The 24,739-nt window shown below is 36.0% G+C and carries 28 protein-coding genes and 1 pseudogene; 20 read left to right on the top strand and 9 right to left on the bottom strand.

Annotation, left to right across the window (positions count from 1 at the left end; genetic code table 11):
• Positions 1-175 precede the first annotated feature (175 nt).
• Both WAX78_RS06080 and WAX78_RS06075 read right to left on the bottom strand, forming a co-directional pair.
• Entirely contained in the window at positions 176-379 is a 204-nt protein-coding gene (locus WAX78_RS06080; protein ID WP_336481410.1) for a hypothetical protein, read from the bottom strand.
• A gap of 107 nt (positions 380-486) precedes the next feature.
• Positions 487-1,353: a metallophosphoesterase gene (locus tag WAX78_RS06075; protein ID WP_336481409.1), complete on the bottom strand. Its 867-nt coding sequence runs from the start codon at positions 1,351-1,353 to the stop codon at positions 487-489.
• Positions 1,354-1,558: 205 nt separating this feature from the next.
• Here WAX78_RS06075 and fadH point away from each other — a divergent pair, with 205 nt between their 5' ends.
• From fadH to WAX78_RS06060, 3 genes are all read left to right on the top strand, one after another.
• Positions 1,559-2,323: a 2,4-dienoyl-CoA reductase gene (fadH, locus tag WAX78_RS06070; RefSeq protein ID WP_336481408.1), complete on the top strand. Its 765-nt coding sequence runs from the start codon at positions 1,559-1,561 to the stop codon at positions 2,321-2,323.
• Positions 2,324-2,546: 223 nt separating this feature from the next.
• Positions 2,547-3,764: an EAL-associated domain-containing protein gene (locus tag WAX78_RS06065; protein ID WP_336481407.1), complete on the top strand. Its 1,218-nt coding sequence runs from the start codon at positions 2,547-2,549 to the stop codon at positions 3,762-3,764.
• A gap of 184 nt (positions 3,765-3,948) precedes the next feature.
• Positions 3,949-4,437: a DUF3993 domain-containing protein gene (locus WAX78_RS06060; protein ID WP_336481406.1), complete on the top strand. Its 489-nt coding sequence runs from the start codon at positions 3,949-3,951 to the stop codon at positions 4,435-4,437.
• Positions 4,438-4,547: 110 nt separating this feature from the next.
• Here the strand turns inward: WAX78_RS06060 and WAX78_RS06055 are convergent, their stop codons facing one another.
• The gene (locus WAX78_RS06055; protein ID WP_336481405.1) at positions 4,548-4,787 is read right to left on the bottom strand and encodes a glutaredoxin domain-containing protein; all 240 of its coding nucleotides are present in this window, start codon (positions 4,785-4,787) and stop codon (positions 4,548-4,550) included.
• Between the two features lie 297 nt (positions 4,788-5,084).
• Between WAX78_RS06055 and WAX78_RS06050 the strand changes: the two genes are divergently transcribed.
• From WAX78_RS06050 to WAX78_RS05995, 12 genes are all read left to right on the top strand, one after another.
• The gene (locus WAX78_RS06050; protein ID WP_020059327.1) at positions 5,085-5,321 is read left to right on the top strand and encodes a YkuJ family protein; all 237 of its coding nucleotides are present in this window, start codon (positions 5,085-5,087) and stop codon (positions 5,319-5,321) included.
• A 163-nt stretch (positions 5,322-5,484) separates the two neighbouring features.
• Positions 5,485-5,634, top strand: a complete 150-nt coding sequence (locus WAX78_RS06045) for a hypothetical protein (protein ID WP_336481404.1) — start codon at positions 5,485-5,487, stop codon at positions 5,632-5,634.
• Positions 5,635-5,708: 74 nt separating this feature from the next.
• Positions 5,709-6,227, top strand: coding sequence for a ribonuclease H-like YkuK family protein (locus WAX78_RS06040; RefSeq protein ID WP_336481403.1), 519 nt, complete (start codon positions 5,709-5,711; stop codon positions 6,225-6,227).
• An 86-nt stretch (positions 6,228-6,313) separates the two neighbouring features.
• On the top strand, positions 6,314-6,505 hold the full coding sequence (abbA, locus tag WAX78_RS06035) for an antirepressor AbbA (protein WP_336481402.1): 192 nt from the start codon (positions 6,314-6,316) through the stop codon (positions 6,503-6,505).
• A gap of 218 nt (positions 6,506-6,723) precedes the next feature.
• Positions 6,724-7,167: a cyclic-di-AMP-binding protein CbpB gene (cbpB, locus tag WAX78_RS06030; RefSeq protein ID WP_336481401.1), complete on the top strand. Its 444-nt coding sequence runs from the start codon at positions 6,724-6,726 to the stop codon at positions 7,165-7,167.
• A gap of 75 nt (positions 7,168-7,242) precedes the next feature.
• Positions 7,243-8,100, top strand: a complete 858-nt coding sequence (locus tag WAX78_RS06025; RefSeq protein WP_336481400.1) for a LysR family transcriptional regulator — start codon at positions 7,243-7,245, stop codon at positions 8,098-8,100.
• 71 nt (positions 8,101-8,171) lie between these two features.
• Positions 8,172-8,894, top strand: coding sequence for a 2,3,4,5-tetrahydropyridine-2,6-dicarboxylate N-acetyltransferase (gene dapD / locus WAX78_RS06020; protein WP_336481399.1), 723 nt, complete (start codon positions 8,172-8,174; stop codon positions 8,892-8,894).
• 57 nt (positions 8,895-8,951) lie between these two features.
• Positions 8,952-10,082, top strand: coding sequence for an N-acetyldiaminopimelate deacetylase (locus tag WAX78_RS06015; RefSeq protein WP_336481398.1), 1,131 nt, complete (start codon positions 8,952-8,954; stop codon positions 10,080-10,082).
• 216 nt (positions 10,083-10,298) lie between these two features.
• Positions 10,299-10,847, top strand: coding sequence for a peroxiredoxin (locus WAX78_RS06010; RefSeq protein ID WP_090914271.1), 549 nt, complete (start codon positions 10,299-10,301; stop codon positions 10,845-10,847).
• Positions 10,848-10,922: 75 nt separating this feature from the next.
• Positions 10,923-11,381, top strand: coding sequence for a TlpA disulfide reductase family protein (locus WAX78_RS06005; protein ID WP_336481397.1), 459 nt, complete (start codon positions 10,923-10,925; stop codon positions 11,379-11,381).
• A 100-nt stretch (positions 11,382-11,481) separates the two neighbouring features.
• Positions 11,482-12,348, top strand: coding sequence for a cytochrome C oxidase assembly protein (locus WAX78_RS06000; RefSeq protein ID WP_336481396.1), 867 nt, complete (start codon positions 11,482-11,484; stop codon positions 12,346-12,348).
• A 225-nt stretch (positions 12,349-12,573) separates the two neighbouring features.
• The gene (locus tag WAX78_RS05995; protein ID WP_336481395.1) at positions 12,574-13,242 is read left to right on the top strand and encodes a potassium channel family protein; all 669 of its coding nucleotides are present in this window, start codon (positions 12,574-12,576) and stop codon (positions 13,240-13,242) included.
• Positions 13,243-13,279: 37 nt separating this feature from the next.
• On the opposite strand, the gene rnjA is transcribed toward WAX78_RS05995, so the two are convergent.
• Positions 13,280-14,947: a ribonuclease J1 gene (gene rnjA, locus WAX78_RS05990; RefSeq protein WP_336481394.1), complete on the bottom strand. Its 1,668-nt coding sequence runs from the start codon at positions 14,945-14,947 to the stop codon at positions 13,280-13,282.
• 3 nt (positions 14,948-14,950) lie between these two features.
• Positions 14,951-15,163, bottom strand: a complete 213-nt coding sequence (locus WAX78_RS05985; RefSeq protein ID WP_336481393.1) for a DNA-dependent RNA polymerase subunit epsilon — start codon at positions 15,161-15,163, stop codon at positions 14,951-14,953.
• Between the two features lie 510 nt (positions 15,164-15,673).
• On the opposite strand from WAX78_RS05985, the gene WAX78_RS05980 reads away from it, so the two are divergent.
• Positions 15,674-16,447 (top strand): Cof-type HAD-IIB family hydrolase, encoded by a 774-nt coding sequence (locus tag WAX78_RS05980; RefSeq protein ID WP_336481392.1) that lies wholly within the window; start codon positions 15,674-15,676, stop codon positions 16,445-16,447.
• 126 nt (positions 16,448-16,573) lie between these two features.
• On the opposite strand, the gene def is transcribed toward WAX78_RS05980, so the two are convergent.
• Entirely contained in the window at positions 16,574-17,128 is a 555-nt protein-coding gene (gene def / locus WAX78_RS05975; protein WP_336481391.1) for a peptide deformylase, read from the bottom strand.
• Between the two features lie 108 nt (positions 17,129-17,236).
• Entirely contained in the window at positions 17,237-17,404 is a 168-nt protein-coding gene (locus WAX78_RS05970) for a YjcZ family sporulation protein (RefSeq protein WP_336481390.1), read from the bottom strand.
• Between the two features lie 512 nt (positions 17,405-17,916).
• Here WAX78_RS05970 and pdhA point away from each other — a divergent pair.
• From pdhA to lpdA, 4 genes are all read left to right on the top strand, one after another.
• Positions 17,917-19,032: a pyruvate dehydrogenase E1 component subunit alpha gene (pdhA, locus tag WAX78_RS05965; protein ID WP_336481389.1), complete on the top strand. Its 1,116-nt coding sequence runs from the start codon at positions 17,917-17,919 to the stop codon at positions 19,030-19,032.
• A 3-nt stretch (positions 19,033-19,035) separates the two neighbouring features.
• A complete protein-coding gene (gene pdhB / locus WAX78_RS05960) occupies positions 19,036-20,013 on the top strand; it encodes a pyruvate dehydrogenase complex E1 component subunit beta (RefSeq protein WP_098305677.1) in 978 nt (325 codons plus the stop codon).
• A gap of 101 nt (positions 20,014-20,114) precedes the next feature.
• Positions 20,115-21,398, top strand: a complete 1,284-nt coding sequence (locus tag WAX78_RS05955) for a dihydrolipoamide acetyltransferase family protein (protein WP_336481388.1) — start codon at positions 20,115-20,117, stop codon at positions 21,396-21,398.
• Positions 21,399-21,404: 6 nt separating this feature from the next.
• Positions 21,405-22,817 carry a dihydrolipoyl dehydrogenase gene (gene lpdA / locus WAX78_RS05950; RefSeq protein ID WP_336481387.1) on the top strand — a complete coding sequence of 471 codons (1,413 nt, stop codon included), beginning with the start codon at positions 21,405-21,407 and terminating at the stop codon, positions 22,815-22,817.
• Positions 22,818-23,256: 439 nt separating this feature from the next.
• Here lpdA and WAX78_RS05945 read toward each other — a convergent pair whose 3' ends face one another.
• Together WAX78_RS05945 and WAX78_RS05940 are read right to left on the bottom strand one after the other, a co-directional pair.
• A complete protein-coding gene (locus WAX78_RS05945; protein ID WP_336481386.1) occupies positions 23,257-24,474 on the bottom strand; it encodes an alginate O-acetyltransferase AlgX-related protein in 1,218 nt (405 codons plus the stop codon).
• Positions 24,475-24,487: 13 nt separating this feature from the next.
• Positions 24,488-24,739, bottom strand: a pseudogene (locus WAX78_RS05940) (MBOAT family O-acyltransferase); the annotation flags it as partial.

The raw sequence follows: 24,739 nt of genomic DNA, 5'->3' as shown, positions 1-24,739 counted from the left end.
TTATCCTCCACTTATTTTCTCGGATTTCTTAAAATCTCGAGATGGGAGTTTTACTATCCAAAAGTAGTGGGACAAGAGATAGGTATTCTTATATTCTAATGTTTTACAGTTATTTATATAATATAGAGAAAAGGCCTCGATATGGGGCCTTTTTCCATAGTTGTTTCTATTTACATTAGTAGTAATATGGTGTTGGAAAAGGACCGTAGCAAGGATATGGTGGATAACATGGTCTAGGGCCAAATAGTAATGCTCCGCCGAGTACACCCCCTGCAAGACCAGCTAAAAAGGGGAATCCGATAAATGGTAGAAATCGTGAGTCTCCGATTGGACCAACTGGTGCTGAGCGAAACGGAATCGGCTGGTATTGTGGATACATGTTAAAACCTCCTTCATTGAACTCATTGTTATCATATGGAAAAGATAACGTGGATGAGCGAGTACAAGAGAGAATGGTGCGGAAAATAGGCGAAATAAGTTCGGATATTATGTCGATTGTAATGTAAAGAGCGTAATTTCCGGTTTTGCTAAAAATCGAAATGGTACACGGGTTGTTCCAAGACCACGATTAACATACAATAACAAGTCATAGTTTTGCTTAATATGATAAAAACCTTCAATATAATGTTTTGCAAATGTAGGGGTAATAATGGCGCCAAAGAAAGGGAGTTGTACTTGTCCACCATGACTATGTCCAGAGAGTAGTAAATTGACAGGGAAATTTGCAATATGCGGTGCGATATCAGGTTCATGCACGAGAGCAATTGTATACAGATTATTTTGTGCTTGTTGTAAGGTTCCGTGTATGTCAGGTTTTCCAAGCATGATATCGTCAATACCAAAAATGGAAATTTCACTTCCATCTAATAGGCGAATACGTTTTTCGATATTTTGTAATATTTCAAAACCAGATTGTGTCATGATGTGATTATAGTAATCTGTCCCATATCCACCATGATCATGATTGCCGAAAATTGCAAATTTACCAAGCGGAGCAATGATATTTTGTAAAATTGATGCAACAAGCGGAGTATATTCATATGTTTGATAATTATCGATTAAATCTCCAGTAAAAAACACGATGTCAGGCTTTTTTTCATTTATTTTTGTTACTACTTTAGAAAGTTGTTGAAGCGAGTAGTAATATCCTAAATGTAAATCACTAAATTGAACCATTTTAACACCGTTAAATCCACGTGGGATGAGTGGAGAACGAATTGTATGATACGTAAAAGAGAGAAGGCGGGGTTCTATGTATTTTGCATAATAGTAACCCGTTCCGGTTGTTATACAAGTATATAATAGTGTGTGAATGCCTTTTTTGATAAAGTTTCTTCTTGTTATATGATTCATGTTTATATGAGCGAGATGATAGGAAATAATCGTAGTAGGAAGGTGTGGTTTGTTAGAATGAGTCGCTACTTATCTTCTCTCCTTTCATTGTTAACGATAGAATAGTATATTTTATTAAAAGATATCAGAAAAATTAAAATTTATAAAGAATTCTAATGAATAAAGTGATAAAATGAATATGTATTCATTTTTGGGAGGGGATATTGTGAAAGAAAAAGTAGTTGTAATTACAGGTGGTTCAAGTGGAATGGGCAAAGGAATGGCGACTCGTTTTGCCAAAGAAGGAGCGCGTGTTGTTATTACAGGACGCACAATAGAACGATTAGAAGAGGCAAAGAAAGAAATTGAACAATTTGAAGGACAAGTATTACCTGTACAAATGGATGTGCGTAATACTGAGGATATAAAAAGAATGATTGAAAAAATCGATGAAGAATTTGGACGCATCGATGTACTCGTAAATAATGCAGCGGGAAATTTTCTTTGTCCGGCTGAAGATTTATCGCCAAATGGTTGGAATGCTGTTATTGATATTGTGTTAAATGGTACATTTTATTGTAGTCAAGCAATCGGGAAGTATTGGATTGAAAAAGGGATAAAAGGAACAATTATTAATATGGTTGCAACTTACGCATGGGATGCAGGTCCTGGTGTTATTCATTCTGCATCAGCTAAAGCAGGTGTATTAGCGATGACAAGAACGCTTGCTGTTGAGTGGGGACGTAAATATGGTATTCGTGTTAATGCAATTGCTCCAGGGCCAATTGAGCGTACAGGTGGGGCTGAAAAGCTGTGGATATCTGAAGAAGCAGCAAAGCGAACATTGCAAAGTGTGCCGCTAGGAAGACTTGGAACACCAGAAGAAATTGCTGGTCTGGCTTTTTATTTATGCTCTGAAGAAGCTGCGTACATAAATGGAGCTTGCATCACAATGGATGGTGGCCAACATTTACATCAATATCCGTTTTAAGGGATGGGATGTTTGTGACAAATTTGTGACATATAGAAAGAGGACCTTTACAAGGAACTTGTTTATGGGGTATATTTAAGACCTCTTTTTTCTTCATAGTAGAATTGCTAATTCCCCTTAGCATTTTACCCCTCTAATCCCTTCAGGAAAACTGAAGGGATTTTTTTATTATTTTTTCTGCATAACGTGTTATAATTTTTGAAAAGTAAAAGGGGGGAGTACTATGGTAGATGCATTAGATGTGATGAGTAATTTGGATCAAGTCCTTCCTTATTATCAAGCAATTTTTAGTGCAGATGAACATACTGTAATTGGATATGAAGTAGTAGGACGCATACAAACAGAAGAAGGAATTCACAGTCTTGCCTCATTCTTTCATGATGATTCGATTCCAGATGAGTTTCAACTTGAAGTAGATAATATTATTTCAGGAAAAGCATTAGATCGATATTTAGAAACGGATCAATCGTTTTTATTATTTTTGCATCGTAATGCAAATATACTGATGAACGATGAAAGTGAAAGTTTACTACACTTATTATTAACGTATGAAAAGAAAGGATTACGTTTAAACCATATCGTACTAGAAATAACAGAACATGACTTTAAAGAAGATATTGAACAATTTAATCATTTACTTATGTATTATCGTACATATGGCATTCAGGTTGCAATTAACAAAGTAGGAACAGGAACAAGTAACCTTGAAAGAATTAGTGTGCTAGCTCCTGATATTTTAAAAGTAGATTTAACAAATTTACGTCAAACGGCACTGTTACAATCGTATCAGGATATTTTATATTCATTATCACTCCTAGCGAGACGTATTGGTGCAACATTATTGTATGAAGATATTGATGCGTTCTATCAGTTGCAATATGCTTGGAAAAATGGTGGGAGATACTATCAAGGGGATTATTTAAAGGAATTTTCCGAAAATTTAATCGATAAAGACACCTTGAAAGAGCGTCTTGGCAATGAGTGTCATCAATTTATTCAGCATGAAAAACGAAAATTGCAAAAAGTTTATAAACTGACTGAAACGCTTCGAGAATATGTTGGAAATGTATTAGCAAAACAAAGAAAAATAGAAGATTTTAATAAATGGCTAGTGAATTTTAGTCAACTAGTAACACACTGTAGCTTCCGTATCTATATTTGTAATGAAGATGGCTTTCAACAATCAGGAAACGTCATGAAAAAAGACGGAGAATGGGTGTTAATGCCAGAATATTATATGAAGAATTGGAGTTGGCGTCCATACTTTTTAGAAAACATTATGAAACTGCGCTTTGAACAAAAAGGAAGATTGTCTGATTTATATGGGGATCTTGAAACGGGTGAATTGGTTCGAACAATCTCGTTTCCTATTGATGATGAGCATTATTTATTTATTGATTTGTCTTATGAATTTTTATATGAAGAAGATGTTTTACTATAATGCACGAAATATTTCGTGCATTTTTTTGTTTGTTTTTATCATAAATTGGTAATAGTGACAACTATGATAAGAATGATGTCTATCGTTGTAAAGATTTTACGAACGAAAGATACCCTGTCATTATATAATCATTGCTACAATGAATACTAGAAGGACAAGCTCTTTTTACAAGGAGGGTGCGAGAATGAGAAAGTATGGAATTTGGATTGTGCTATTTCTTTTTGTTGCATTTGTAATTGGACAAAGTGTAACAACTGTTCTTGGAAAAGAAGAAACAAAATTTGATCAAAATGAAATATTTGAAACGATTCGAAAGGGATATGAAGCACAATTTTCTATTCGTGGTAAGCGACTATCAATGGATAAAATGATTGATACATTATCCCCTTATTTCACAGAAAATTTCCTTCAAGTTTTTACGGATGAAAATAGTCAGGATGAAAAACGAAGTGCTCAATATTTATTGCCCACAAAAGTGGCGCCATTTACTTTTTCATCCAAAACAAAAATCGTATACAATCAAGAACATGATTTGTTATATGTGTATGAACATGATATAACAAATGATCAATATCAAATTATCACACTGCAAAAAGATGGTGATAAATGGAAGTTAGCGGGGTATCACGAAAATAAACAGCTTTTATCTGAGATTAGACAATTTGAAAAATAATAAAGTAAAAGGGTCTTATTGTTCGTTTATCCTGTATTAACGGCAGTAAGATCCCGATTGGTTCACCTAACGATCAGTGAAGAAAATCTTCACTGATCGTTAGGTGAACTTTATTGTTCTAGTTCTAAAAGCTGTTGTAATTTTTCAATTTGAAAGCCTGCTACAACTTCTCCATCTACAACAACAGTAGGGGTAGAATAGGAATCGTAATCATAGAGAAGGCGATTGCGAGCAGCAGTATCTTTTTTGACGTCATATTCTGTAAATGTAATATGATTATGTTTTAAAAATTCTTTTATAATTTGACATGGTGGACAATCTGGTTGTGTATATACATCTACTTTCTTCATGTAAATCCTCCTCTTCAACTCATTTCTATTATATTCTCGTGTGTAAAAAACTTCAATAAAGTGAAATTTCCTTAAGTAGAAGAGCATTGAGATAAAGTTTTTTTGGCTGTTAAGTGTGGGAGAAACGGAATAAAGGTGTTTATTTCGGCCTTTTGTACGTTTTTTCGACAAATTTTAGTTGAGTTTCTTGCTCATAACCATTATCCTAGGGTGTGGGACATTTTTTCAGTTATGACGGATAGAATGAGTATTGCTGCAAAACCTATTCGTAGGAAGATTAGAGAAAGGGGAGATTTCATGTCTCTGCTCCAAGGAATTTTAACTCGTCTTGTTAGTCTAAAAGAACAAGCTGAAAGCGGCGAAGTAGCACAACGCTATTTTGAAGTGAACGGTGAACGCAAATGTAGCGTTAAATATTTTGATAAAAGCGATATGTACGAGCTAGAAGTGTATCAACAAGGAGAAAAACCACAAGTATATCAATTTGATAATATTGATATGGTTGCAATCGAGATTTACGATATTCTTTCTTGATACATAAAAAGAAGGTGCCTGAGAATAAAGGCATCTTCTTTTTTTATGTAAGCTGAATAATATTAGCTCTCTGTTCCTACACTGATAATGCATTCTAGAAAATGAAACTTTTATCAATTGGACTCTTATTGTTCACGATTAGCGAGATAAAGAGGTGAGAAAAGTGAAGAAAATACCTGTTGTTGTGTGTCCGGAATGCCATGGGCAGTCAGAAATTACACATGTATTAACAGCGCAATCCAATCAAAATGTTATTTTCAAATGTCCATTTTGTACATATTTGATCCGGAATATTGAAACGAGTAAAGGATAAGTAAGACATATTTTGTTATTCTGTCCCATACAATGAGAATGCGAAAGTCTGTCTATGAGAAGGGACGTGACTGTATGGACGGAAAATATCAATTTTACAATTTATCAGAGCGCCATATGAACTTTGAGACCGTATTCTCACGAATTTGTCATTTTATTCAAAGTGCACCGCGTAATATGTATCGATTGTCAATTGGAACAGATTCACAAGTGCATCAAAATGATACTCGTTTTATTACAGCAATTCATCTGCACCGTGTCGGAAAAGGAGCGTGGGGTTGTTTATACCATCAGACAATCCGGAGAAAGCCCCCTAGTTTGCGAGAAAAAATCTATTTAGAAACACAGTTTAGTCAAGAGATTGCCTGTTTATTTACACCTGAGCGAATACAACAGTTGTGGGAACTTCTTTATCCGTACCGCGGAGAAGGTGCTGAATTTGTTATGGAAATTCATTTAGATATTGGGAAAGACGGTTTGACGAGAGAGTTTATTTTAGATATGACAAATAAAATTACAGCGATGGGGTTAACGCCTAAAATTAAGCCTGATGCATATGCGGCGTCTAGCTATGCAAATCGGTACACGAAATAATTTTCGTACTGAATTTTCAATCTATTAAATAGGGGAAATATTTTATATAATAAAGAATAAGGACAGTTGAATAAGGAGAGGAGAAAATGAGTAGAGAAATTGATTTAACAAAAGAGGAACAAAGCTTATTGCTAGATGTTTTGTTTCGGCAAAATTATGCGAGTGAAATACTTGCCGTTGAACTTTCTGATATCGAAACTGGGCGAAAGAAAACAGATATATCTCATTACAAACAAATCACAAACTTATTTGCTCGTCTGAAAAATGAAGGATATTAAGGCTGCCAGAATGGTAGTCTTTTCTTTTGTTTCTATGGTAAAATGAACTGTGGTTATTTATTTTATATGAGAAGCAAAAGGACAAATAATAATATGTAAACGTTGTCATAAACTGAAAATAGAAGTGAGAAAATAGAGGATTACTTGAACGAATTGGTTTTTTACGATTAGTTTACAATTGCTACTTGTTAGAATGGAATAAAGTGGGGGATAACAATATGATTAGTATTCCGAAAGAAGAGTTTCAGCAAGTTTTTGTAAAAGACTTAATGATTTCATCTGAAAAAGTAGCACATGTTCAAATTGGAAATAATCTTGAGCATGCTTTGCTTGTCTTGGTGAAATCTGGTTATTCTGCTATTCCAGTACTAGATCCGATGTACAAATTGCATGGATTAGTGAGTACGGCAATGATTTTAGATGGTATTTTAGGACTAGAGCGTATTGAATTTGAAAAGTTAGAGGACATGAAAGTAGAAAGTGTGATGAATGGTGATATTCCACGCCTAAAATTACAGGATTCATTTGCAAAAGCATTAGAGATTACGATTGATCATCCGTTTGTATGTGTTGAAAATGAGGAAGGATATTTTGAAGGAATTTTGACGCGACGTGCAATCTTAAAATTATTAAATAAAATGGTAAGACGGTTTAATCGATAACTTTGAAAAAGGCGACTTCAAATGAAAGAAGAAGTCGCTTTTATCGTTCGGTTGTAACGAAGGAAGGAGAAAACATTGCAAATTGATGATTTTCAAATGATGGTTATCTTAGCACAAGAGTTAAATATGCGAAAAGCTTCTGAGCGCTTATTTGTGTCACAACCAGCGCTTAGTCAAAGACTCCAATCGATGGAAAAACAATGGGGGATGAAATTTTTTATTCGCTCGCAAAAAGGCTTAACGATTACACCAGAAGGCGAGAAAGTAGCGAATTATGCTAAAGATATGTTACAGAGAGAAGAAGCAATTAAAAGTGAATTAGCAACATTTCAGACGGAAACATATGGTACTTTAAAGCTTGCTGTGGCTTCTGTTATTGGACAATATTGGTTACCACCAGTTTTAAAGATGTTTGTACAAAGGTATCCATTTGTGAAAATTTCTCTTTTTACTGGTTGGAGTAGTGAGGTACAAAATCATTTTTACGAAGGTGACGTTCACGTTGCAATTTTACGAGGAACACAAGAATATAAAGGATATAAACAACAATTATTTGAAGATGAGTTATATTTAGTTGATACGGAGATTAAGGATATTTCCATGTTAAAAGACACGAATAGACCGTTCATTCAATTTAAAAGTGATTCGACATATTATGGACAAATACAGAATTGGTGGTATGGTTTATTTTCTAATCCGCCTAAACGTACAATTGTTGTCGATCAAATTGAAACGTGTAAGCAGCTTGTTTTAAATGGAATTGGTTATGCACTTTTGCCTTCTACTGTTTTAAAAGAAGTAAAGCAAAAAACATATAAAACTCCAGTACAACTGACGAGAGAAACATGGCTATTAACAAGTGAATCGGCTAGACAGTTAAAACAAGTGCAGGCATTTTTAGAAATTATTGAAGAAATTCAAGAGGGAAAATAAGATTATTATCTTGCGAGGAGCCTTTTCGTTTGGTAGAGTAACATTATAAATGGATTTAGGAGGCAACAAGCATGAAAATGATGGATGCAAACGAGATTATTTCGTTTATTCAAAAAAGTGAGAAGAAAACTCCTGTAAAGGTATACATAAAAGGGGATTTAAAAGAAATTACATTCCCAGAAACAGTACAAGCATTTGTAAATAAAAAATCAGGTGTATTATTTGGAGAATGGTCTGACATTAAGGCAATTCTTGATGAAAATAAAAAGCATGTTGTAGATTATGTTGTAGAAAATGATCGTCGTAACTCTGCAATTCCAATGCTTGACTTAAAAGGCATTAAAGCACGTATTGAACCAGGTGCAATTATTCGTGACCATGTTGAAATTGGTGATAATGCAGTTATTATGATGAATGCAACAATCAACATTGGTGCTGTAATTGGTGAAGGTTCAATGATTGATATGAATGCAGTACTTGGTGGACGTGCAACAGTGGGTAAAAATTGTCACGTCGGAGCTGGAGCTGTACTTGCAGGCGTTATCGAGCCGCCTTCTGCAAAACCGGTTATCGTTGAAGATGATGTTGTAATTGGTGCAAATGTAGTGGTTCTAGAAGGTGTTACAGTAGGTAAAGGTGCAGTTGTTGCAGCGGGTGCAGTTGTAACAGAAGATGTACCGCCATACACAGTTGTTGCAGGAACACCAGCACGCGTTATTAAAGAAATTGACGAAAAAACAAAAGCGAAAACAGAAATTAAACAAGAGCTTCGTCAACTGAATCCAGAAAAATAAGGAAGAAAGCGTAAGGGCTTGTAGGCCCTTACGCTTTTTATCAATGGTGGTGAAAAGATGATGATAAACAAATTTATACAAATGCGCAGAGATTTACACCAAATTCCAGAGATTGGTTTTCAAGAATGGAAAACACAGCAATATATTTTAAATTATATAAATACTCTTCCAAGTGAACATATGGAAGTAAAAACGTGGAAAACGGGTGTCATTGTAAAAGTACATGGTCGGAATCCGGAAAAAACAATTGGCTACCGTGCTGATATTGATGGGCTTCCGATTACGGAAGAGACAGGATATGAATTTGCTTCATTACATGAAGGTATGATGCACGCATGCGGCCACGATATTCATACAACAATCGGTCTTGGATTATTAACAGCTTTTGTAACAGAGCGAATTGACGATCATCTCGTTTTTATTTTTCAACCAGCTGAGGAAGGGCCGGGAGGTGCTCTTCCGTTATTACAAAGTGAAGAATTTCAAGCATGGAAGCCGGATATGATTCTTGGGCTTCATATTGCACCTGAATATCCAATTGGATCAATTGCAACAAAAGAAGGGTTGCTTTTTGCAAATACATCGGAGTTATACATTGATTTGAAAGGTAAAGGCGGGCATGCAGCATATCCACATACAGCTAATGATATGATTGTTGCGGCAAGCCACCTTGTTACACAGCTGCAATCTGTTATTAGTCGAAATGTGAATCCGCTAGATAGCGCAGTTATTACAATTGGGAAAATTACAGGTGGAACAGTACAAAATATTATTGCAGAAAAGGCTCGTTTAGAAGGAACGATTCGTACATTATCTGTTGAGTCTATGAAACGAGTGAAGGAACGCATTGAAGCGATTGTTGGAGGGATTGAAGCGTCTTTTCAGTGTACAGCGCATATTGATTATGGAGCGATGTATCACCAAGTATATAATCATGAAATGTTAACGCAGGAATTTATGAAATTTACGTCCGAACATACAGATATGGATGTTATTACCTGTACGGAAGCAATGACAGGAGAGGATTTTGGATACCTGATTCGTGATATTCCAGGTTTTATGTTTTGGCTGGGAGTAGAATCTGAATATGGTCTACATCATGCGAAATTACAGCCGAATGAGTTGGCAATTGAAAAAGCGATTACTTTTTTAACAACATACGTAAAATGGAAAGGGAACAGAGCGTAATGCTTGTTCCCTTTTCGTATAAGAAAATTTTTATGATCTATCGTGCATTTTTTTTGTAATTCTAGCACAATACTTTATAATGGTAGGTAGAGGAAAAAAGTTAATAGTTAGTTATTTTATAATAATTATTAAATAATATTGACTAAAAACTAATTCTTCTTATATAATACAAGAGTAGATAACATATGACAAAAAATTTAACGGAGGTTGATACATATGGCAGAACGTATGGTAGCAAAACAGGCTCCACGCTTTGAGATGGACGCTGTTATGCCAAACAAAGAATTTGGTAAAGTAAGCCTTGAAGAGGTTATGAAACAAGATAAATGGACAGTGCTTTTCTTCTATCCAATGGACTTCACTTTCGTATGTCCAACAGAAATCATCGCACTTTCTGATCGTTATGATGAGTTTGAAGACTTAGATGCAGAAGTAATTGGTGTATCAACTGATACAATCCATACTCATTTAGCATGGATTAACACTGATCGTACGAAAAACGGCTTAGGTGAATTAAAATATCCATTAGCTGCTGATACAAATCATGTAGTATCTCGTGAATATGGCGTATTACTTGAAGAAGAGGGTATCGCACTTCGCGGTCTATTCATCATTAGCCCAGAAGGCGAATTAATGTATCAAGTTGTACATCATAATAACATTGGACGTGAAGTTGACGAAGTAATCCGCGTTCTTCAAGCTCTTCAAACTGGTGGACTTTGCCCAGCAAACTGGAAACCAGGTCAAGCAACTTTAAACGTTTAATTTTTTGACTGAGTGAAAAAAAGGTCTAACAAATCGTTGTTAGGCCTTTCTCTACATACATAAGGAGGAAATGTTATGAAGTTACGTGAACCAATGCCTTCCTTAGAAGGAGCAACAACTGTACTAAATGGAGAAGTAGTAAGGGAAGCGCTAATTGGCGATAAACCAACATTGATTCATTTTTGGTCTGTTAGTTGTCATTTATGTAAAGAAGCGATGCCGAGCATTAACGAATTCCGTGATGATTATAAAGACAAATTAAATGTAATTGCTGTACATATGCCGCGTTCAGAAGAAGATTTAGATCTTGAAAAAGTGAAAGAAGTGGCAGAGGAGCACGGTATTGTACAGCCGATTTTAGTAGACAATAAGCATGCAATTACAGATTCCTTTGAAAATCAATATGTGCCAGCATATTATGTTTTTGATAAAAATGGTGTGCTGCGTCATTTCCAAGCTGGTGGTAGCGGCATGCAAATGCTAACGAAACGAGTTAATCGTGTTCTTGATGAAGCTGAAAAAACAGCTGAATAATAGAAAACCTCCCTCGTGATAGGGAGGTTTTTAGTTTACATTTTATATACAAAATGTGTAAAATCAATTTGTTATATAGAGAAAAAGGGTAGGGGATAGTGTGCAAATCGGAAGTACTATACTATGTTTCTTTTTATATACATATGTAATCATAGCTGCGATATATTTCGGTGTTAGTTTCTATACATATTGTTTAGCAAAAAAAGAAAGCTATGCGAACACATATGAGTGGATGAGATTGTATTTATCACCTGTTGTAGAAATTATGAATGCGTTTGTACTATTCTTATTTGTTGGATTGATTGCTTTTTCAACGAGCTTAGTTGGAAATAAAATGACTTTATTTATCCTTGGTGCCATTATTTTTATGTTATTAGGAATTCGAATTGGTAATATGGTGTTTTGGAACAAAGCTCTAGTTGAAGGATATACTGGTATATGTATTCCAGGTTTGATAGCTGCAATTGTTACAAATATAGAAAATGAGTATTATCAGCTTCATTTTTGGTTAATTATTGTTCTGACAATTGTATCACTTTTATATATAAGTGCGGCTTTTTTAACGTATTGCGCGTATAAACGAGAAGACAGGCAAGCAGTATTACTCTTTCGAAAGTGGGCGTTGTTTTGGAGTGTTCCAACAATGTTTGTTATAGGAGCAATTGCTATTATTGTGAACGGATATGAGCTAACAGGATGGCAAAAAATGATTGAAGTATGGTGGATATTTATTGTTTCTTTTATTGGTTTTTTAGGAGCTACTCATTATTTATTTCATAAGCAGCACTATCAATTTGCATTGTTATTTGCTTTTATACAGTTACTATTTGCTTTTTTTGGACAAGAAACTTTAGTGTTTGTATTTCAGACGTTTAGTTCATTTGGAAATGTATTTATTTTCGGTATGTTAATATGTATGCTTGCGTTTTATTTACAACAATTTTTCTATATTCAAAAACAAAAATAAAGATAGAAAGGAAATTATTGTAACGTTTATAAAGTATGCTACAATGATAGTTGATCCTAATTAAACGGCAGTAAAGCCTTTGCATCTAGTTTTTGAAGAGAAAAGAATTAATAAGAGAATAACTGCTTATAAGAGCTTGATTCGTTCAATTAACCATGAGTGGGAGAGGAAAAACACTGATGGAGGATTCACTTTATACGATTCGATATTATTGGAGGAATTTGTGTGAGTACGAAGGAAAAAGAGTTTGCTGTTATTGGTCTTGGCCGATTTGGCGGCAGCATTTGCCGGGAATTAGCACAGCTAGGAATAGAAGTTATGGCGATTGATATGAATGAAGACCGTGTAAATGAATTTGCAAATATTGCATCCCATGCTGTAATTGCTGATTCTACAGATGAAATGGTATTAAAAAGTTTAGGGATCCGTAATTTTGATCATGTTGTGGTAGCGATTGGTGATAATCTGAATGCAAGTATTTTAACGACTCTTATTTTAAAAGAATTAGGCGTGAAAAATATTACTGTGAAAGCACAAAACGATTATCATGAAAAAGTTTTAACTAAAATTGGTGCCGATCATATTGTTCATCCTGAGCGTGATATGGGGAAACGAATTGCGAATAATATTGCCTCAAGTAGTGTCTTAGACTATTTAGAACTCTCAGATGAACATAGCATCGTTGAGATTATTGCGAATGAAAAGATTGACGGCCATTCGTTAATTGAATTAGATATACGTGCGAAGTTTGGATTAAACATTGTGGCAATTAAACGTGGAAAGGAAGTTCTTGTTTCACCGCGTGCGACAGAAAATATTCAAATCGGAGATATTTTGATAGTTATTGGTCATGATAATGATGTGGATCGCTTTGAAATGTTTTTAGCAAAATAATAAAAAGGACAATGCAGCTTAGCATTGTCCTTTTTATTTAAATTTCCATAATGATTGGTAAGATCATTGGACGACGTTTTGTTTTTTCGTATAAGAATGGAGCTAACGTATCTGTAATCTCATTTTTGATTTCAGACCATTGTGTCGTTTTGCGCTCCATTACTTTTTCTAAATGATTTGTAATCAATGTCTGTGCATCGTTAATTAAATCACTGCTTTCACGCATATAAACGAATCCACGAGAAATAATATCTGGTCCAGCTGCCACTTTGAATTCCTTCATATCGATGCTAACAACAACGATAACAAGTCCTTCTTCTGAAAGAATACGGCGGTCCCGAAGTACGATATTACCAATATCACCAATGCCGTTTCCGTCGATATAAACAGAACCAGAAGGGATCTTTCCTGCGATTGTTGCTTCATCTTCACGAAGCGCAAGTACATCACCGTTATCAATTATGAAGCAATTTTCTTCAGGAATACCACAATCATTCGCTAACTTTGCATGCATACGTTGCATACGATATTCACCGTGAATTGGCATGAAATATTTTGGTTTAATGAGACGCAGCATTAATTTCTGTTCTTCTTGTCCACCATGTCCGCTTGTATGAATGTCAGTCAGTGGTCCGTGAATTACATCAGCACCTGCACGATACAACATGTTGATTGTACGGCTTACACTTATCGTGTTCCCAGGAATTGGAGAGGACGAGAATACGACGGTATCACCAGGGATAATTTGAATTTGACGGTGTGTACCATTGGCAATGCGAGATAATGCAGCCATTGGTTCACCTTGACTTCCTGTACATAAAATCACAACTTTGTTTGCTGGTATACGATTTAGTTGTGATGGTTCAATAATTGTATCTTTTGGACAGCGAATGTAGCCAAGGTTTTGCCCGATTTCCATTGCTGCTTCCATGCTTCGACCAAAAACAGCAATCTTTCGATTGTTTGCTACTGCAGCTTCTACCACTTGTTGCAGTCGATGGATATTAGAAGCAAACGTTGCGAATATAATGCGGCCTTCTACTTTACGGAAAATATCCTGAATGCTATCACCTACGCGGCGTTCAGACATTGTAAAGTGAGGGACTTCACTATTCGTACTATCAGATAGCAAGCAAAGGACACCGTCTTTTCCGATTTCAGCCATTTTTGTTAAGTTTGCTGGTTCACCAACTGGTGTGAAATCAAATTTAAAGTCTCCTGTATGAACAACCTGTCCCTGTGGTGTTTTCACGACGATACCGTACGAATCTGGGATGCTATGCGTCGTGCGGAAGAAGGAAACGGCTGTTTTTTTGAATTTAATTACATCGTCTTCTTTAATCTCATACAGTTGTGCTTTTCGCAGTAATCCGTGCTCTTCTAGTTTATTTTTAATCAGTCCGAGCGCAAGTTTTCCACCATAAATTGGAATGTTTACTTGACGCAATAAATAAGGGATTCCACCGATATGATCTTCGTGACCATGTGTAATAAAGAGTCCTTTAATTTTTTCTTCGTTACGTACCAAATACGTGTAGTCAGGGATGACATAATCAATCCCGAGAAGTTCGTCTTCTGGGAATTTAATCCCAGCGTCAATAATAATAATTTCATCTTGAAATTGGACAGCATATGTATTTTTGCCGATTTCACCGAGTCCGCCAAGCGCGAAAACAGCAGTTTGATCATTTTTTAAGAATTTCATAAATTAGACGTTCTCCGCTAATTTGAAATCTGCATATTGCTTTTCATATTCAAGATGAGCACCAGTTACAGACTGGATAAACTCGATATTATATGCGAACTTGTGTAACTTTGTGCGAACTTCTCTTTCGGACTGAGCTTCTAGATAAAGTACCTTAGTATTTTCACGTACAGGTACCTCTAGCATTTTTTCTTGATAAAATACTTTAAAAATCATTAAAACAATCTCTCCTTGTTTATGTTTTAGGCTATCTTTTACCTATTATAAAGCAAACGGTTATGATTTTCATGTTTTTTCGAATAAGAATGAAGAAAAAAGCCCGAAATGGGCACGATTTAAGCAATTGTTTTTTTACGAAGTAAATCGTTCCAATATACTTTTAACTTTTTCTTCAGTTTCTTCAGCACGATTGTCCCTTCCTTTCTTCGTTCAAAACATGCATGTAATCTTATTCTAATGTGCAATAAGAAGTAAATTTTAGAAAATGAACTACTATTAAGAAGATATTTCGTTCAAATTATAGTATGAGATAGAATAGAAAAGAAAATTCATGTGTTGAATTGCAGTGCCGTTTTTATTTCAGTATATGTATAGTTAGGTAAGATGGTTAGATGCTGAGCGCTTTCTTCATAGATGTCTTATATGTTATACTTTTTTAGTATTTGAGAAGAGATTTAAACGATGAAGTGAGATGTTTAACTTGATGAAGTAGAAAGGATTATATAAATGAATGATAAAATTGTCTTTTTTGATATTGACGGAACATTACTAGATCATAACAAAGAGATACCGCAATCTACAAAAGAAGCTGTGCGTCGCCTTCAAGAAAATGGGGTACATGTAGCAATTGCAACAGGACGTGCACCATTTATGTTTGAAGATATTCGTAAAGAGCTAAATATTCATAATTATGTAAGTTTTAATGGACAGTATGTTGTATTTGAAGATGAAGTTGTATATAAAAATCCTTTACACCCAGATACATTACATGCCTTCACAAAATTTTCAGAAGAGGAAGGCTATCCTCTTGTTTATTTGGATCATAAAGATATGAAAGCAACAGTGGCATCACATAATTATGTAGCAGAAAGCTTTGCTAGTCTTCGCATGAGTCATCCTGTGTTTGAACCTAGTTTTTATGAAAAGCGTGACATCTATCAAACGCTTCTATTTTGTAAAGCAGGGGAAGAAGAAAAGTTTATCAACGACTATCCGCAATTTCATTTTATTCGCTGGCATGCTTATTCTATGGACATTATTCCAATGGGGGGATCGAAAGCGAAAGGAATTGAAAAATTTATTGAAAAGCTTGGATTCACTCGAGAACAAGTTTATGCATTTGGGGACGGGTTAAATGATTTAGAAATGATTGAAACTGTAGGGACAGGAATTGCTATGGGAAATGGACATGAAGATTTGAAGAAACTTGCTAATTATGTAACGAAAGATGTTGCAGAAGATGGTATCCTTCATGGATTGCAGTGGGCAGGATTATTGTAAAGAACTAGTATGAAAACCATTTCATGTAAAAAATAGTCTGTTTTCATTAACTTTAGTGAAAACAGACTATTTTTTTTATCCTGCTATTGGCGGACAGCAAAGGCCCTTACTGATAGGAGTTTCATTTTATCTTTCTAAAGGTGTTGTATTTTCTGGAATTAAAAATGGATTGTCTTTATTAATATGGTCATAAAACATAACACCGTTTAAGTGATCAATTTCATGTTGGAAGACAATTGCTGGTAAACCTTTTAAACGTAGTTTCACTTCTTCACCGTCTATTGTTGTTCCTTTTACAGTAATGCGAGTGTAACGAGGCACATAGCCAGGAACTTCGCGATCTACCGATAGACAACCTTCGCCACCTGATAGGTACGTACGTTCTACAGAGTGACTGATAATTTTCGGATTAAATAAAGCGTAGCTATATAACGTTCCATCTCTATCGGTTACATGAACAGCAATCATTTTTTTAGAAACACCAATTTGAGGAGCTGCTAAACCAATTCCAGGACGTAAATTATATTTTTCAACCATTTCGGGGTTTTGACTGTTAATAACAAATTCGATCATTTTTCGTAATATATGTACATCTTCTTCGCTGGCTGGTAGAGCTATCTCCTCAGCCACTGCTCGTAAAATTGGATTTCCTTCACGAATCACATCATTCATTGTAAGCATATGCAATCTCTCCTTTCATCTTTAGTCTACCAAAGGTCGTGGAAAAAGTCATGACAAAGAACAAGGTAGTCAAACCGCCTTGTTCTTTTATAATTGTTTCATTTTACATTAACAGATGCAAGAAGCACCGATGATAATTAAAAGAATAAACAATACAACGATTATAGCAAATCCGTGTCCGAATCCGCCGCAACCACCATATCCACCATATCCACCATATCCATACGTAGGACATGCGGAAGCAGTTGGGTAATAACACTGAGTGTATCCGTACATGGTGTAACCTCCTTTACCATTTCCGCGAATGCTGCGGTTAGTATAATGTATGGAAGAAAGAAGAAAAATGTTATAGTTATTTGCCTAAAAGGTGATAAGGGCTGCATATTTTTATTAAAATGGGACAAAAGATAAGAGTGAAATAAATCGTTTACATATTATTCTATGATCAAAATATGTGTGAAAAGGGAATAATATAACAGGTGAGGTTCACTCACTAATACAGATAGTATTTTGAAAATGTGTATTTGTTAAGAAAACCTCGTTAAATTCCGAAAAAAATTTCGAAATCAAAGTGATTGACAGGGTGATTAGAATAGTTGTAAACTTAAAAACGTGATCAAGATTGTATTAATTTGTTTAAATAAAAACATTAGTACAGATTGTTAGGTGCACAAATTATTCAATAACTGACGAATGGTGCGTCAGTTTTCGCGCTTATGCTTTTATTTTAGCAAGATGCTAGTGAAAGCGTTTAAGAATATGGTTCAAGAGAGGAAGAGGTGAACGGAATGGGTACTAAAACAAAAAAGGCCCTATTTAATGTTGATGAGCAAATGAAAGCTATCGCAGCTCAATTTGAAACATTACAAATCTTAAATGAAAAAGGCGAAGTTGTGAATGAAGCAGCTATGCCAGAATTAACTGATGATCAATTAAAAGAATTAATGCGTCGTATGGTGTATACTCGCGTATTAGACCAACGTTCTACTTCTTTAAACCGTCAAGGTCGCTTAGGTTTCTATGCGCCAACAGCTGGACAAGAAGCTTCTCAATTAGCAAGTCATTTTGCTCTTGAAAAAGAAGATTTCATCTTACCAGGATATCGTGATGTTCCACAATTAGTATGGCACGGTTTACCACTATACCAAGCATTCTTATTCTCTCGCGGACATTTCATGGGTAACCAAATGCCTGCAGATTTAAATGCACTTTCTCCACAAATTATTATCGGTGCGCAAATCATCCAAACTGCTGGTGTTGCGTTAGGTATGAAATTACGTGGTAAAAAATCTGTTGCAATTACTTACACTGGTGACGGCGGAGCGTCTCAAGGCGACTTCTACGAAGGTATGAACTTTGCGGGTGCATTCAAAGCTCCAGCAATCTTCGTTGTTCAAAACAACCGTTATGCAATCTCTACTCCAGTAGAAAAACAATCTGCAGCAAAAACTGTAGCACAAAAAGCAGTTGCAGCAGGTATTTACGGAATCCAAGTAGACGGTATGGACCCATTAGCTGTATACGCAGCAACTGCTTTTGCTCGTGAGCGTGCAGTAAATGGTGAAGGCCCTACTTTAATCGAGACTTTAACATTCCGTTACGGTCCACATACATTGGCTGGTGATGACCCAACTCGTTACCGTACAAAAGATATCGAAAACGAATGGGAACAAAAAGACCCAATCGTACGTTTCCGTGCGTTCTTAGAAAACAAAGGCATCTGGTCTCAAGAAGAAGAAGAAAAAGTAATCGAACAAGCTAAAGAAGATATTAAAGAAGCGATTGCTAAAGCGGACCAAGCTCCAAAACAAAAAGTTACTGATTTAATGGAAATCATGTACGAAACAATGCCTTACAATTTAGCTGAACAGTATGAAATTTACAAAGAAAAGGAGTCGAAGTAAGCCATGGCTCAAATGACAATGATTCAAGCAATCACTGATGCTTTACGCGTTGAAATGAAAAACGATCCTAACGTACTTGTGTTTGGTGAAGACGTTGGTGTAAACGGCGGTGTATTCCGTGCTACTGAAGGGTTACAAGCTGAGTTCGGTGAAGACCGTGTAATGGATACTCCACTTGCAGAGTCTGGTATCGGCGGACTTGCAATTGGTTTAGCACTTGAAGGCTTCCGTCCAGTTCCTGAAATTCAATTCTTCGGTTTCGTTTTCGAAGTAATGGATTCAATTTCTGGTCAAATGGCTCGTATGCGTTACCGTTCTGGTGGACGTTGGACTGCTCCAATTACAGTTCGTTCTCCATTTGGTGGTGGTGTTCATACACCAGAATTACACGCTGATAGCTTAGAAGGATTAGTTGCACAACAACCTGGTCTAAAAGTTGTTATTCCATCTACTCCATACGATGCAAAAGGCCTTTTAATTTCTGCAATTCGTGATAACGATCCAGTTATTTACTTAGAGCACATGAAATTATACCGTTCTTTCCGTCAAGAAGTACCAGAAGGTGAATACACAATTGAACTTGGTAAAGCTGATGTAAAACGTGAAGGTACAGATGTATCTGTTATCACGTACGGTGCTATGGTACATGCTGCATTAAAAGCTGCTGAAGAACTAGAAAAAGAAGGCATTTCTTTAGAGGTTGTTGACTTACGTACAGTTCAACCATTAGATATCGAAACAATTATTGCTTCTGTTGAAAAAACAGGCCGCGTAGTTGTTGTTCAAGAAGCTCAAAAACAAGCTGGTATTGCAGCAAACGTTGTAGCGGAAATTAACGACCGTGCAATCTTAAACTTAGAAGCTCCAGTTGTACGTGTTGCAGCTGCTGATACAGTATTCCCATTCTCTGAAGCAGAGAGTGTATGGTTACCAAACCACAAGGATATTGTAGAAGCTGTTAACAAAGTAATGAACTTCTAATTTTAATTTGACTTTTACTTTTATGTGCAAAAGAGGTCAGCGCATGCTGATTTCTTTTGCGATACTTAATAATAATGATATGAATCAGGGGGCTGAATTCCGTGGCATTTGAATTTAAACTACCAGATATCGGTGAAGGTATCCACGAAGGTGAAATCGTAAAATGGTTTATTAAACCAGGCGATGAAGTAAACGAAGACGATGTACTTCTTGAAGTACAAAATGATAAAGCTGTTGTAGAAATCCCTTCTCCAGTTAAAGGTAAAGTACTTGACATTCTTGTAGAAGAAGGTACAGTAGCAGTAGTAGGAGATGTTCTTGTTAAATTTGACGCTCCTGGTTATGAAAACCTTAAATTTAAAGGTGACGATCATGCCGAAGCTCCAAAAGCTGAAGAAGTAAAAGAAGAAGCTCCAGCAGCAGCTACTCCAGCAGCAACTGCAGAAGTAGTTAATGAGCGCGTAATTGCTATGCCATCTGTTCGTAAATATGCACGCGAAAAAGGTGTAGACATTCGTCTAGTAGCTGGTACTGGTAAAAACGGCCGTGTTGTAACAGCTGACATCGATGCATTTGCAAATGGTGGACAAGTAGTAGCAACTGAAGCTCCAGTAGCGGCAGCAGCTCCAGCAGCAGCTGCGAAAGAAGAAGCTCCAAAAGCACAACCAATTCCAGCTGGTGAATACCCAGAAACTCGTGAGAAAATGAGCGGTATCCGTAAAGCAATTGCAAAAGCAATGGTTAACTCTAAACATACAGCTCCTCACGTAACATTAATGGACGAAGTAGATGTAACTGAACTTGTTGCTCATCGCAAGAAATTCAAAGCTGTTGCAGCTGAAAAAGGTATTAAATTAACTTACCTTCCATACGTTGTAAAAGCATTAACATCTGCATTACGTGAATACCCAATGATGAACACTTCTTTAGATGATGCATCTTCAGAAATCGTTCATAAACATTACTTCAACATCGGTATCGCAGCTGATACAGACAAAGGTCTATTAGTACCAGTTGTTAAAGATACAGATCGCAAATCTATCTTCACAATCTCTAACGAGATCAATGAACTTGCTGGTAAAGCCCGTGATGGTCGCTTAGCTCCAGCTGAAATGAAAGGTGCTTCTTGCACAATTACAAACATTGGTTCTGCAGGTGGACAATGGTTCACTCCAGTTATCAACCACCCAGAAGTAGCAATCCTTGGTATTGGCCGTATCGCTGAGAAACCAGTTGTGAAAAACGGTGAAATCGTTGCAGCTCCAGTATTAGCATTATCTTTAAGCTTTGACCATCGCTTAATCGACGGTGCAACTGCTCAGAAAGCATTAAACCAAATTAAACGTCTATTAAACGACCCACAATTATTAGTAATGGAGGCGTAATAAACAATGGTAGTAGGAGATTTCCCAATTGAATTAGATACAGTCGTTGTTGGTGCAGGTCCTGGTGGATATGTTGCAGCAATTCGTGCAGCACAATTAGGACAAAAAGTAGCTATTATTGAAAAAGCTAACCTTGGTGGTGTATGCTTAAACGTTGGATGTATTCCTTCTAAAGCATTAATCAATGCAGGACATCGTTATGAGAATGCAAAACATTCTGATGACATGGGTATTACTGCAGAAAACGTAACAGTTGACTTCACAAAAGTTCAAGAATGGAAAAACGGCGTAGTTAAGAAATTAACTGGCGGTGTAGAAGGCCTTCTAAAAGGTAACAAAGTTGAAATCATTCGCGGTGAAGCTTACTTCGTAGATGCAAACACATTACGTGTAATGACTGAAGAAGCAGCTCAAACGTATACGTTTAAAAATGCTGTTCTTGCAACTGGTTCTACACCAATCGAAATTCCTGGATTCAAATATTCTAAACGTGTTATCAACTCTACAGGTGCATTAAGCTTACCTGAAATTCCTAAGAAACTTGTTGTAATCGGCGGAGGTTACATCGGTATGGAATTAGGAACTGCATATGCTAACTTCGGTACAGAAGTTACTGTAGTAGAAGCTGGCGATGAAATCTTAGCTGGTTTCGAAAAAGCAATGAGCACAGTTGTAAAACGCGCTCTTCAGAAAAAAGGCAACGTAACAATCCATACAAAAGCTATGGCTAAAGGCGTTGAAGAAACTGAAACTGGCGTAAAAGTTAGCTTCGAAGTTAAAGGCGAAGTACAAACTGTAGAAGCAGATTACGTATTAGTAACTGTAGGTCGTCGTCCAAATACTCAAGAAATTGGTCTTGAGCAAGTTGGAATTAAAATGACTGATCGCGGTCTAATCGAAATCGATGAGCAATGCCGTACAAGCGTATCGAATATCTATGCAATTGGTGATATCGTTCCTGGACCACCATTAGCTCACAAAGCTTCTTACGAAGGTAAAGTAGCTGTTGAAGCAATTAGCGGTCACGCAGCGGCAATCGATTACATCGGAATTCCAGCAGTATGCTTCACTGATCCAGAATTAGCATCTGTTGGTTACACTAAGAAACAAGCTGAAGAAGCTGGAATGAGCGTAGCAGTGTCTAAATTCCCATTCGCTGCAAACGGTCGTGCATTATCATTAAACAGCACAGACGGTTTCGTACAACTTGTAACACGTAAAGAAGATGGTCTTCTTGTAGGTGCACAAGTTGCTGGCGCAGGCGCTTCTGATATTATTTCTGAGATTGGTTTAGCTATCGAAGCTGGAATGACAGCTGAAGATATCGCTCAAACAATCCACGCTCACCCAACATTAGGTGAAATCACAATGGAAGCAGCTGAAGTTGCTCTTGGAATGCCAATTCACATTGTAAAATAATATAAGTTAAATAAAAACAGCCGACTCCTAGATACAGGAGTCGGCTGTTTTTATTTCTAAATTTCTTTTTATTAATCCTAATAGATAAAAGGAAAGGGAGCGATGTTCCATGATAGAAGCACTAAAAAACCATCATGATGAACTTGTAACAGTTCTTTTGGAAAAGTTAGTTCCGCAAAATCATTTTCTTCGTGATTGATTTTTATCCCGCTATTTTGGGGCAGTAAGACCCTCACCTCAAGATTGAGAGGAAGCGGAGAAGATAGATGAGGGATAACTGCTGGTATACGCCTGATTGGGCAGCTTCCGTCAGTGGAGGGGAAGAAAACCCCTACGGATGGAAGTTTCACTTTATATTTTTTTACAGAAGAAATAGGCCTAAATCTAAATTTAGATTTAGGCCTTAATATTTTTCTATAAATGGGGTTCTATATTTTATTTATTTAATGGTTTGAAATTTGAACATATCACCAAAAACATTTGTATCGTTGTATAAAAACATTACTATATCAGCATTTTGCTCAGCTAACTGTTGTTGAACACTTTTTCCTGTTGGATAACGTGGATCAATAAATGTTGTTTGGGCAAAATTATGTGCAAATAATGGATAAGTTGCATCAGCATAGGAATCTTTTAGAATAACTACATGCAAGTTATTTTGTGCTTTTGGGTTTATAATATTAATTTCGTCGTAATCACCTTGATATACACTCCCATACCCTGGATCTGGAATGTTTTTATCTTTCCCAAAAAACTCTTTCATAGTTTCTTTAGGCGTATCCTCTTTTTTTGGACCAAGATAGACTGTATAATCATCCCATGATTCGTCTGATTTGAAATATACATAAGGAATTTTTACAGATGATGTATCTATAAGGCGATATAACTGATTGTTCCAGCTACCAACAAATTTTCCTGTTGGCTTTTCCCAAGTAATTTCATAATCGTTTTTGTTAACTGGAGCACCTTTATACTTCTTAGAATGTGAAGCTAAATAGTTCATTGTATAGTCATAGGCATAAAATGCGCCTTCCATATTCCAATGATGATCAGTAGTAAGATACATTCGTTCTAGATCTTTCTTTGTAAAATTTTGTTGAAATGAAGGTAATAAATCAATTATAGGAAAATCAGTTTTACTCATCTTCTGCACAAAATGATCTCTATGTTTTTGTTGATAGCCGCGATTGACATAGGACGGGAATTTATACTCTAGTGCAGTCTGTTTACTTGGTACTAGAGCGAAATAAAATTCTGTATTGGCAAAAGAATTCTTAAGATGCGTTAACTCATCAATTCCCTTATCAACTTCATTCATATGATTTGATTGAAGCGGTTGATACAAAAGGAACTTGTCATTTGTAACGTGTATACCATTAATAAATGTATGTCTAGAAGCTATTTGTAATTTTGTATAGGTTTTAATAAATAGATCACGAGCACCAATATGATCTGTAAAATAAAGTTCAGTATCTTTAAAGTATTTACCTGATTTTAAACCATCCAAAGTCATAACGGGATCGATTGCTAAATTTCTATTTTCGAAACTAGAAAAGGTTTTTTTATCTAAATACATAACTTTTCCAGTCCATAGGCACATTCCGAAAATAACAAGTAAAAATCCGGTAATTAACATATAATTGTTGCATTTTTTCATAGCTATCCCTCCTTTAAAAACGGAAGTAAATAAATGGATTATAAGTTGCGTTTGTTAAATACATCATGACAATAATTAGTACACTAACATAATAAAGTGGGGATAGAATAGCCACTTTTTTTGTTGCAAGCATATTCTTCAGTACAAGGAAGATTGGGGCAGATGTAACAATTGCCAGTAAAAAGACTCCCCAGTAGTTCATGACATAGAAATAACTATCAATATCGGTAAGCGGTCCGTTTAGTCCAAACATAGTCTGTAAAAA

The sequence above is a fragment of the Bacillus yunxiaonensis genome, assembly GCF_037104695.1.
Classification (GTDB): Bacteria; Bacillota; Bacilli; order Bacillales; family Bacillaceae_G; genus Bacillus_A; species Bacillus_A yunxiaonensis.
Note: the sequence above shows the minus strand (reverse complement) of the source record. Positions and strands in the feature narration are given on the sequence as shown.

Bases quoted from the DNA above. Each gene is read 5' to 3' on its own strand.
- WAX78_RS06080 (WP_336481410.1), bottom strand. From the start codon at position 379: ATGTATCCACAATACCAGCCGATTCCGTTTCGCTCAGCACCAGTTGGT.
- WAX78_RS06075 (WP_336481409.1), bottom strand. From the start codon at position 1,353: ATGAATCATATAACAAGAAGAAACTTTATCAAAAAAGGCATTCACACA.
- WAX78_RS06065 (WP_336481407.1), top strand. From the start codon at position 2,547: ATGGTAGATGCATTAGATGTGATGAGTAATTTGGATCAAGTCCTTCCT.
- WAX78_RS06060 (WP_336481406.1), top strand. From the start codon at position 3,949: ATGAGAAAGTATGGAATTTGGATTGTGCTATTTCTTTTTGTTGCATTT.
- WAX78_RS06055 (WP_336481405.1), bottom strand. From the start codon at position 4,787: ATGAAGAAAGTAGATGTATATACACAACCAGATTGTCCACCATGTCAA.
- WAX78_RS06050 (WP_020059327.1), top strand. From the start codon at position 5,085: ATGTCTCTGCTCCAAGGAATTTTAACTCGTCTTGTTAGTCTAAAAGAA.
- WAX78_RS06040 (WP_336481403.1), top strand. From the start codon at position 5,709: ATGGACGGAAAATATCAATTTTACAATTTATCAGAGCGCCATATGAAC.
- abbA (WP_336481402.1), top strand. From the start codon at position 6,314: ATGAGTAGAGAAATTGATTTAACAAAAGAGGAACAAAGCTTATTGCTA.
- cbpB (WP_336481401.1), top strand. From the start codon at position 6,724: ATGATTAGTATTCCGAAAGAAGAGTTTCAGCAAGTTTTTGTAAAAGAC.
- dapD (WP_336481399.1), top strand. From the start codon at position 8,172: ATGAAAATGATGGATGCAAACGAGATTATTTCGTTTATTCAAAAAAGT.
- WAX78_RS06015 (WP_336481398.1), top strand. From the start codon at position 8,952: ATGATGATAAACAAATTTATACAAATGCGCAGAGATTTACACCAAATT.
- WAX78_RS06010 (WP_090914271.1), top strand. From the start codon at position 10,299: ATGGCAGAACGTATGGTAGCAAAACAGGCTCCACGCTTTGAGATGGAC.
- WAX78_RS06005 (WP_336481397.1), top strand. From the start codon at position 10,923: ATGAAGTTACGTGAACCAATGCCTTCCTTAGAAGGAGCAACAACTGTA.
- rnjA (WP_336481394.1), bottom strand. From the start codon at position 14,947: ATGAAATTCTTAAAAAATGATCAAACTGCTGTTTTCGCGCTTGGCGGA.
- WAX78_RS05985 (WP_336481393.1), bottom strand. From the start codon at position 15,163: ATGATTTTTAAAGTATTTTATCAAGAAAAAATGCTAGAGGTACCTGTA.
- WAX78_RS05980 (WP_336481392.1), top strand. From the start codon at position 15,674: ATGAATGATAAAATTGTCTTTTTTGATATTGACGGAACATTACTAGAT.
- def (WP_336481391.1), bottom strand. From the start codon at position 17,128: ATGCTTACAATGAATGATGTGATTCGTGAAGGAAATCCAATTTTACGA.
- WAX78_RS05970 (WP_336481390.1), bottom strand. From the start codon at position 17,404: ATGTACGGATACACTCAGTGTTATTACCCAACTGCTTCCGCATGTCCT.
- pdhA (WP_336481389.1), top strand. From the start codon at position 17,917: ATGGGTACTAAAACAAAAAAGGCCCTATTTAATGTTGATGAGCAAATG.
- pdhB (WP_098305677.1), top strand. From the start codon at position 19,036: ATGGCTCAAATGACAATGATTCAAGCAATCACTGATGCTTTACGCGTT.
- lpdA (WP_336481387.1), top strand. From the start codon at position 21,405: ATGGTAGTAGGAGATTTCCCAATTGAATTAGATACAGTCGTTGTTGGT.
- WAX78_RS05945 (WP_336481386.1), bottom strand. From the start codon at position 24,474: ATGAAAAAATGCAACAATTATATGTTAATTACCGGATTTTTACTTGTT.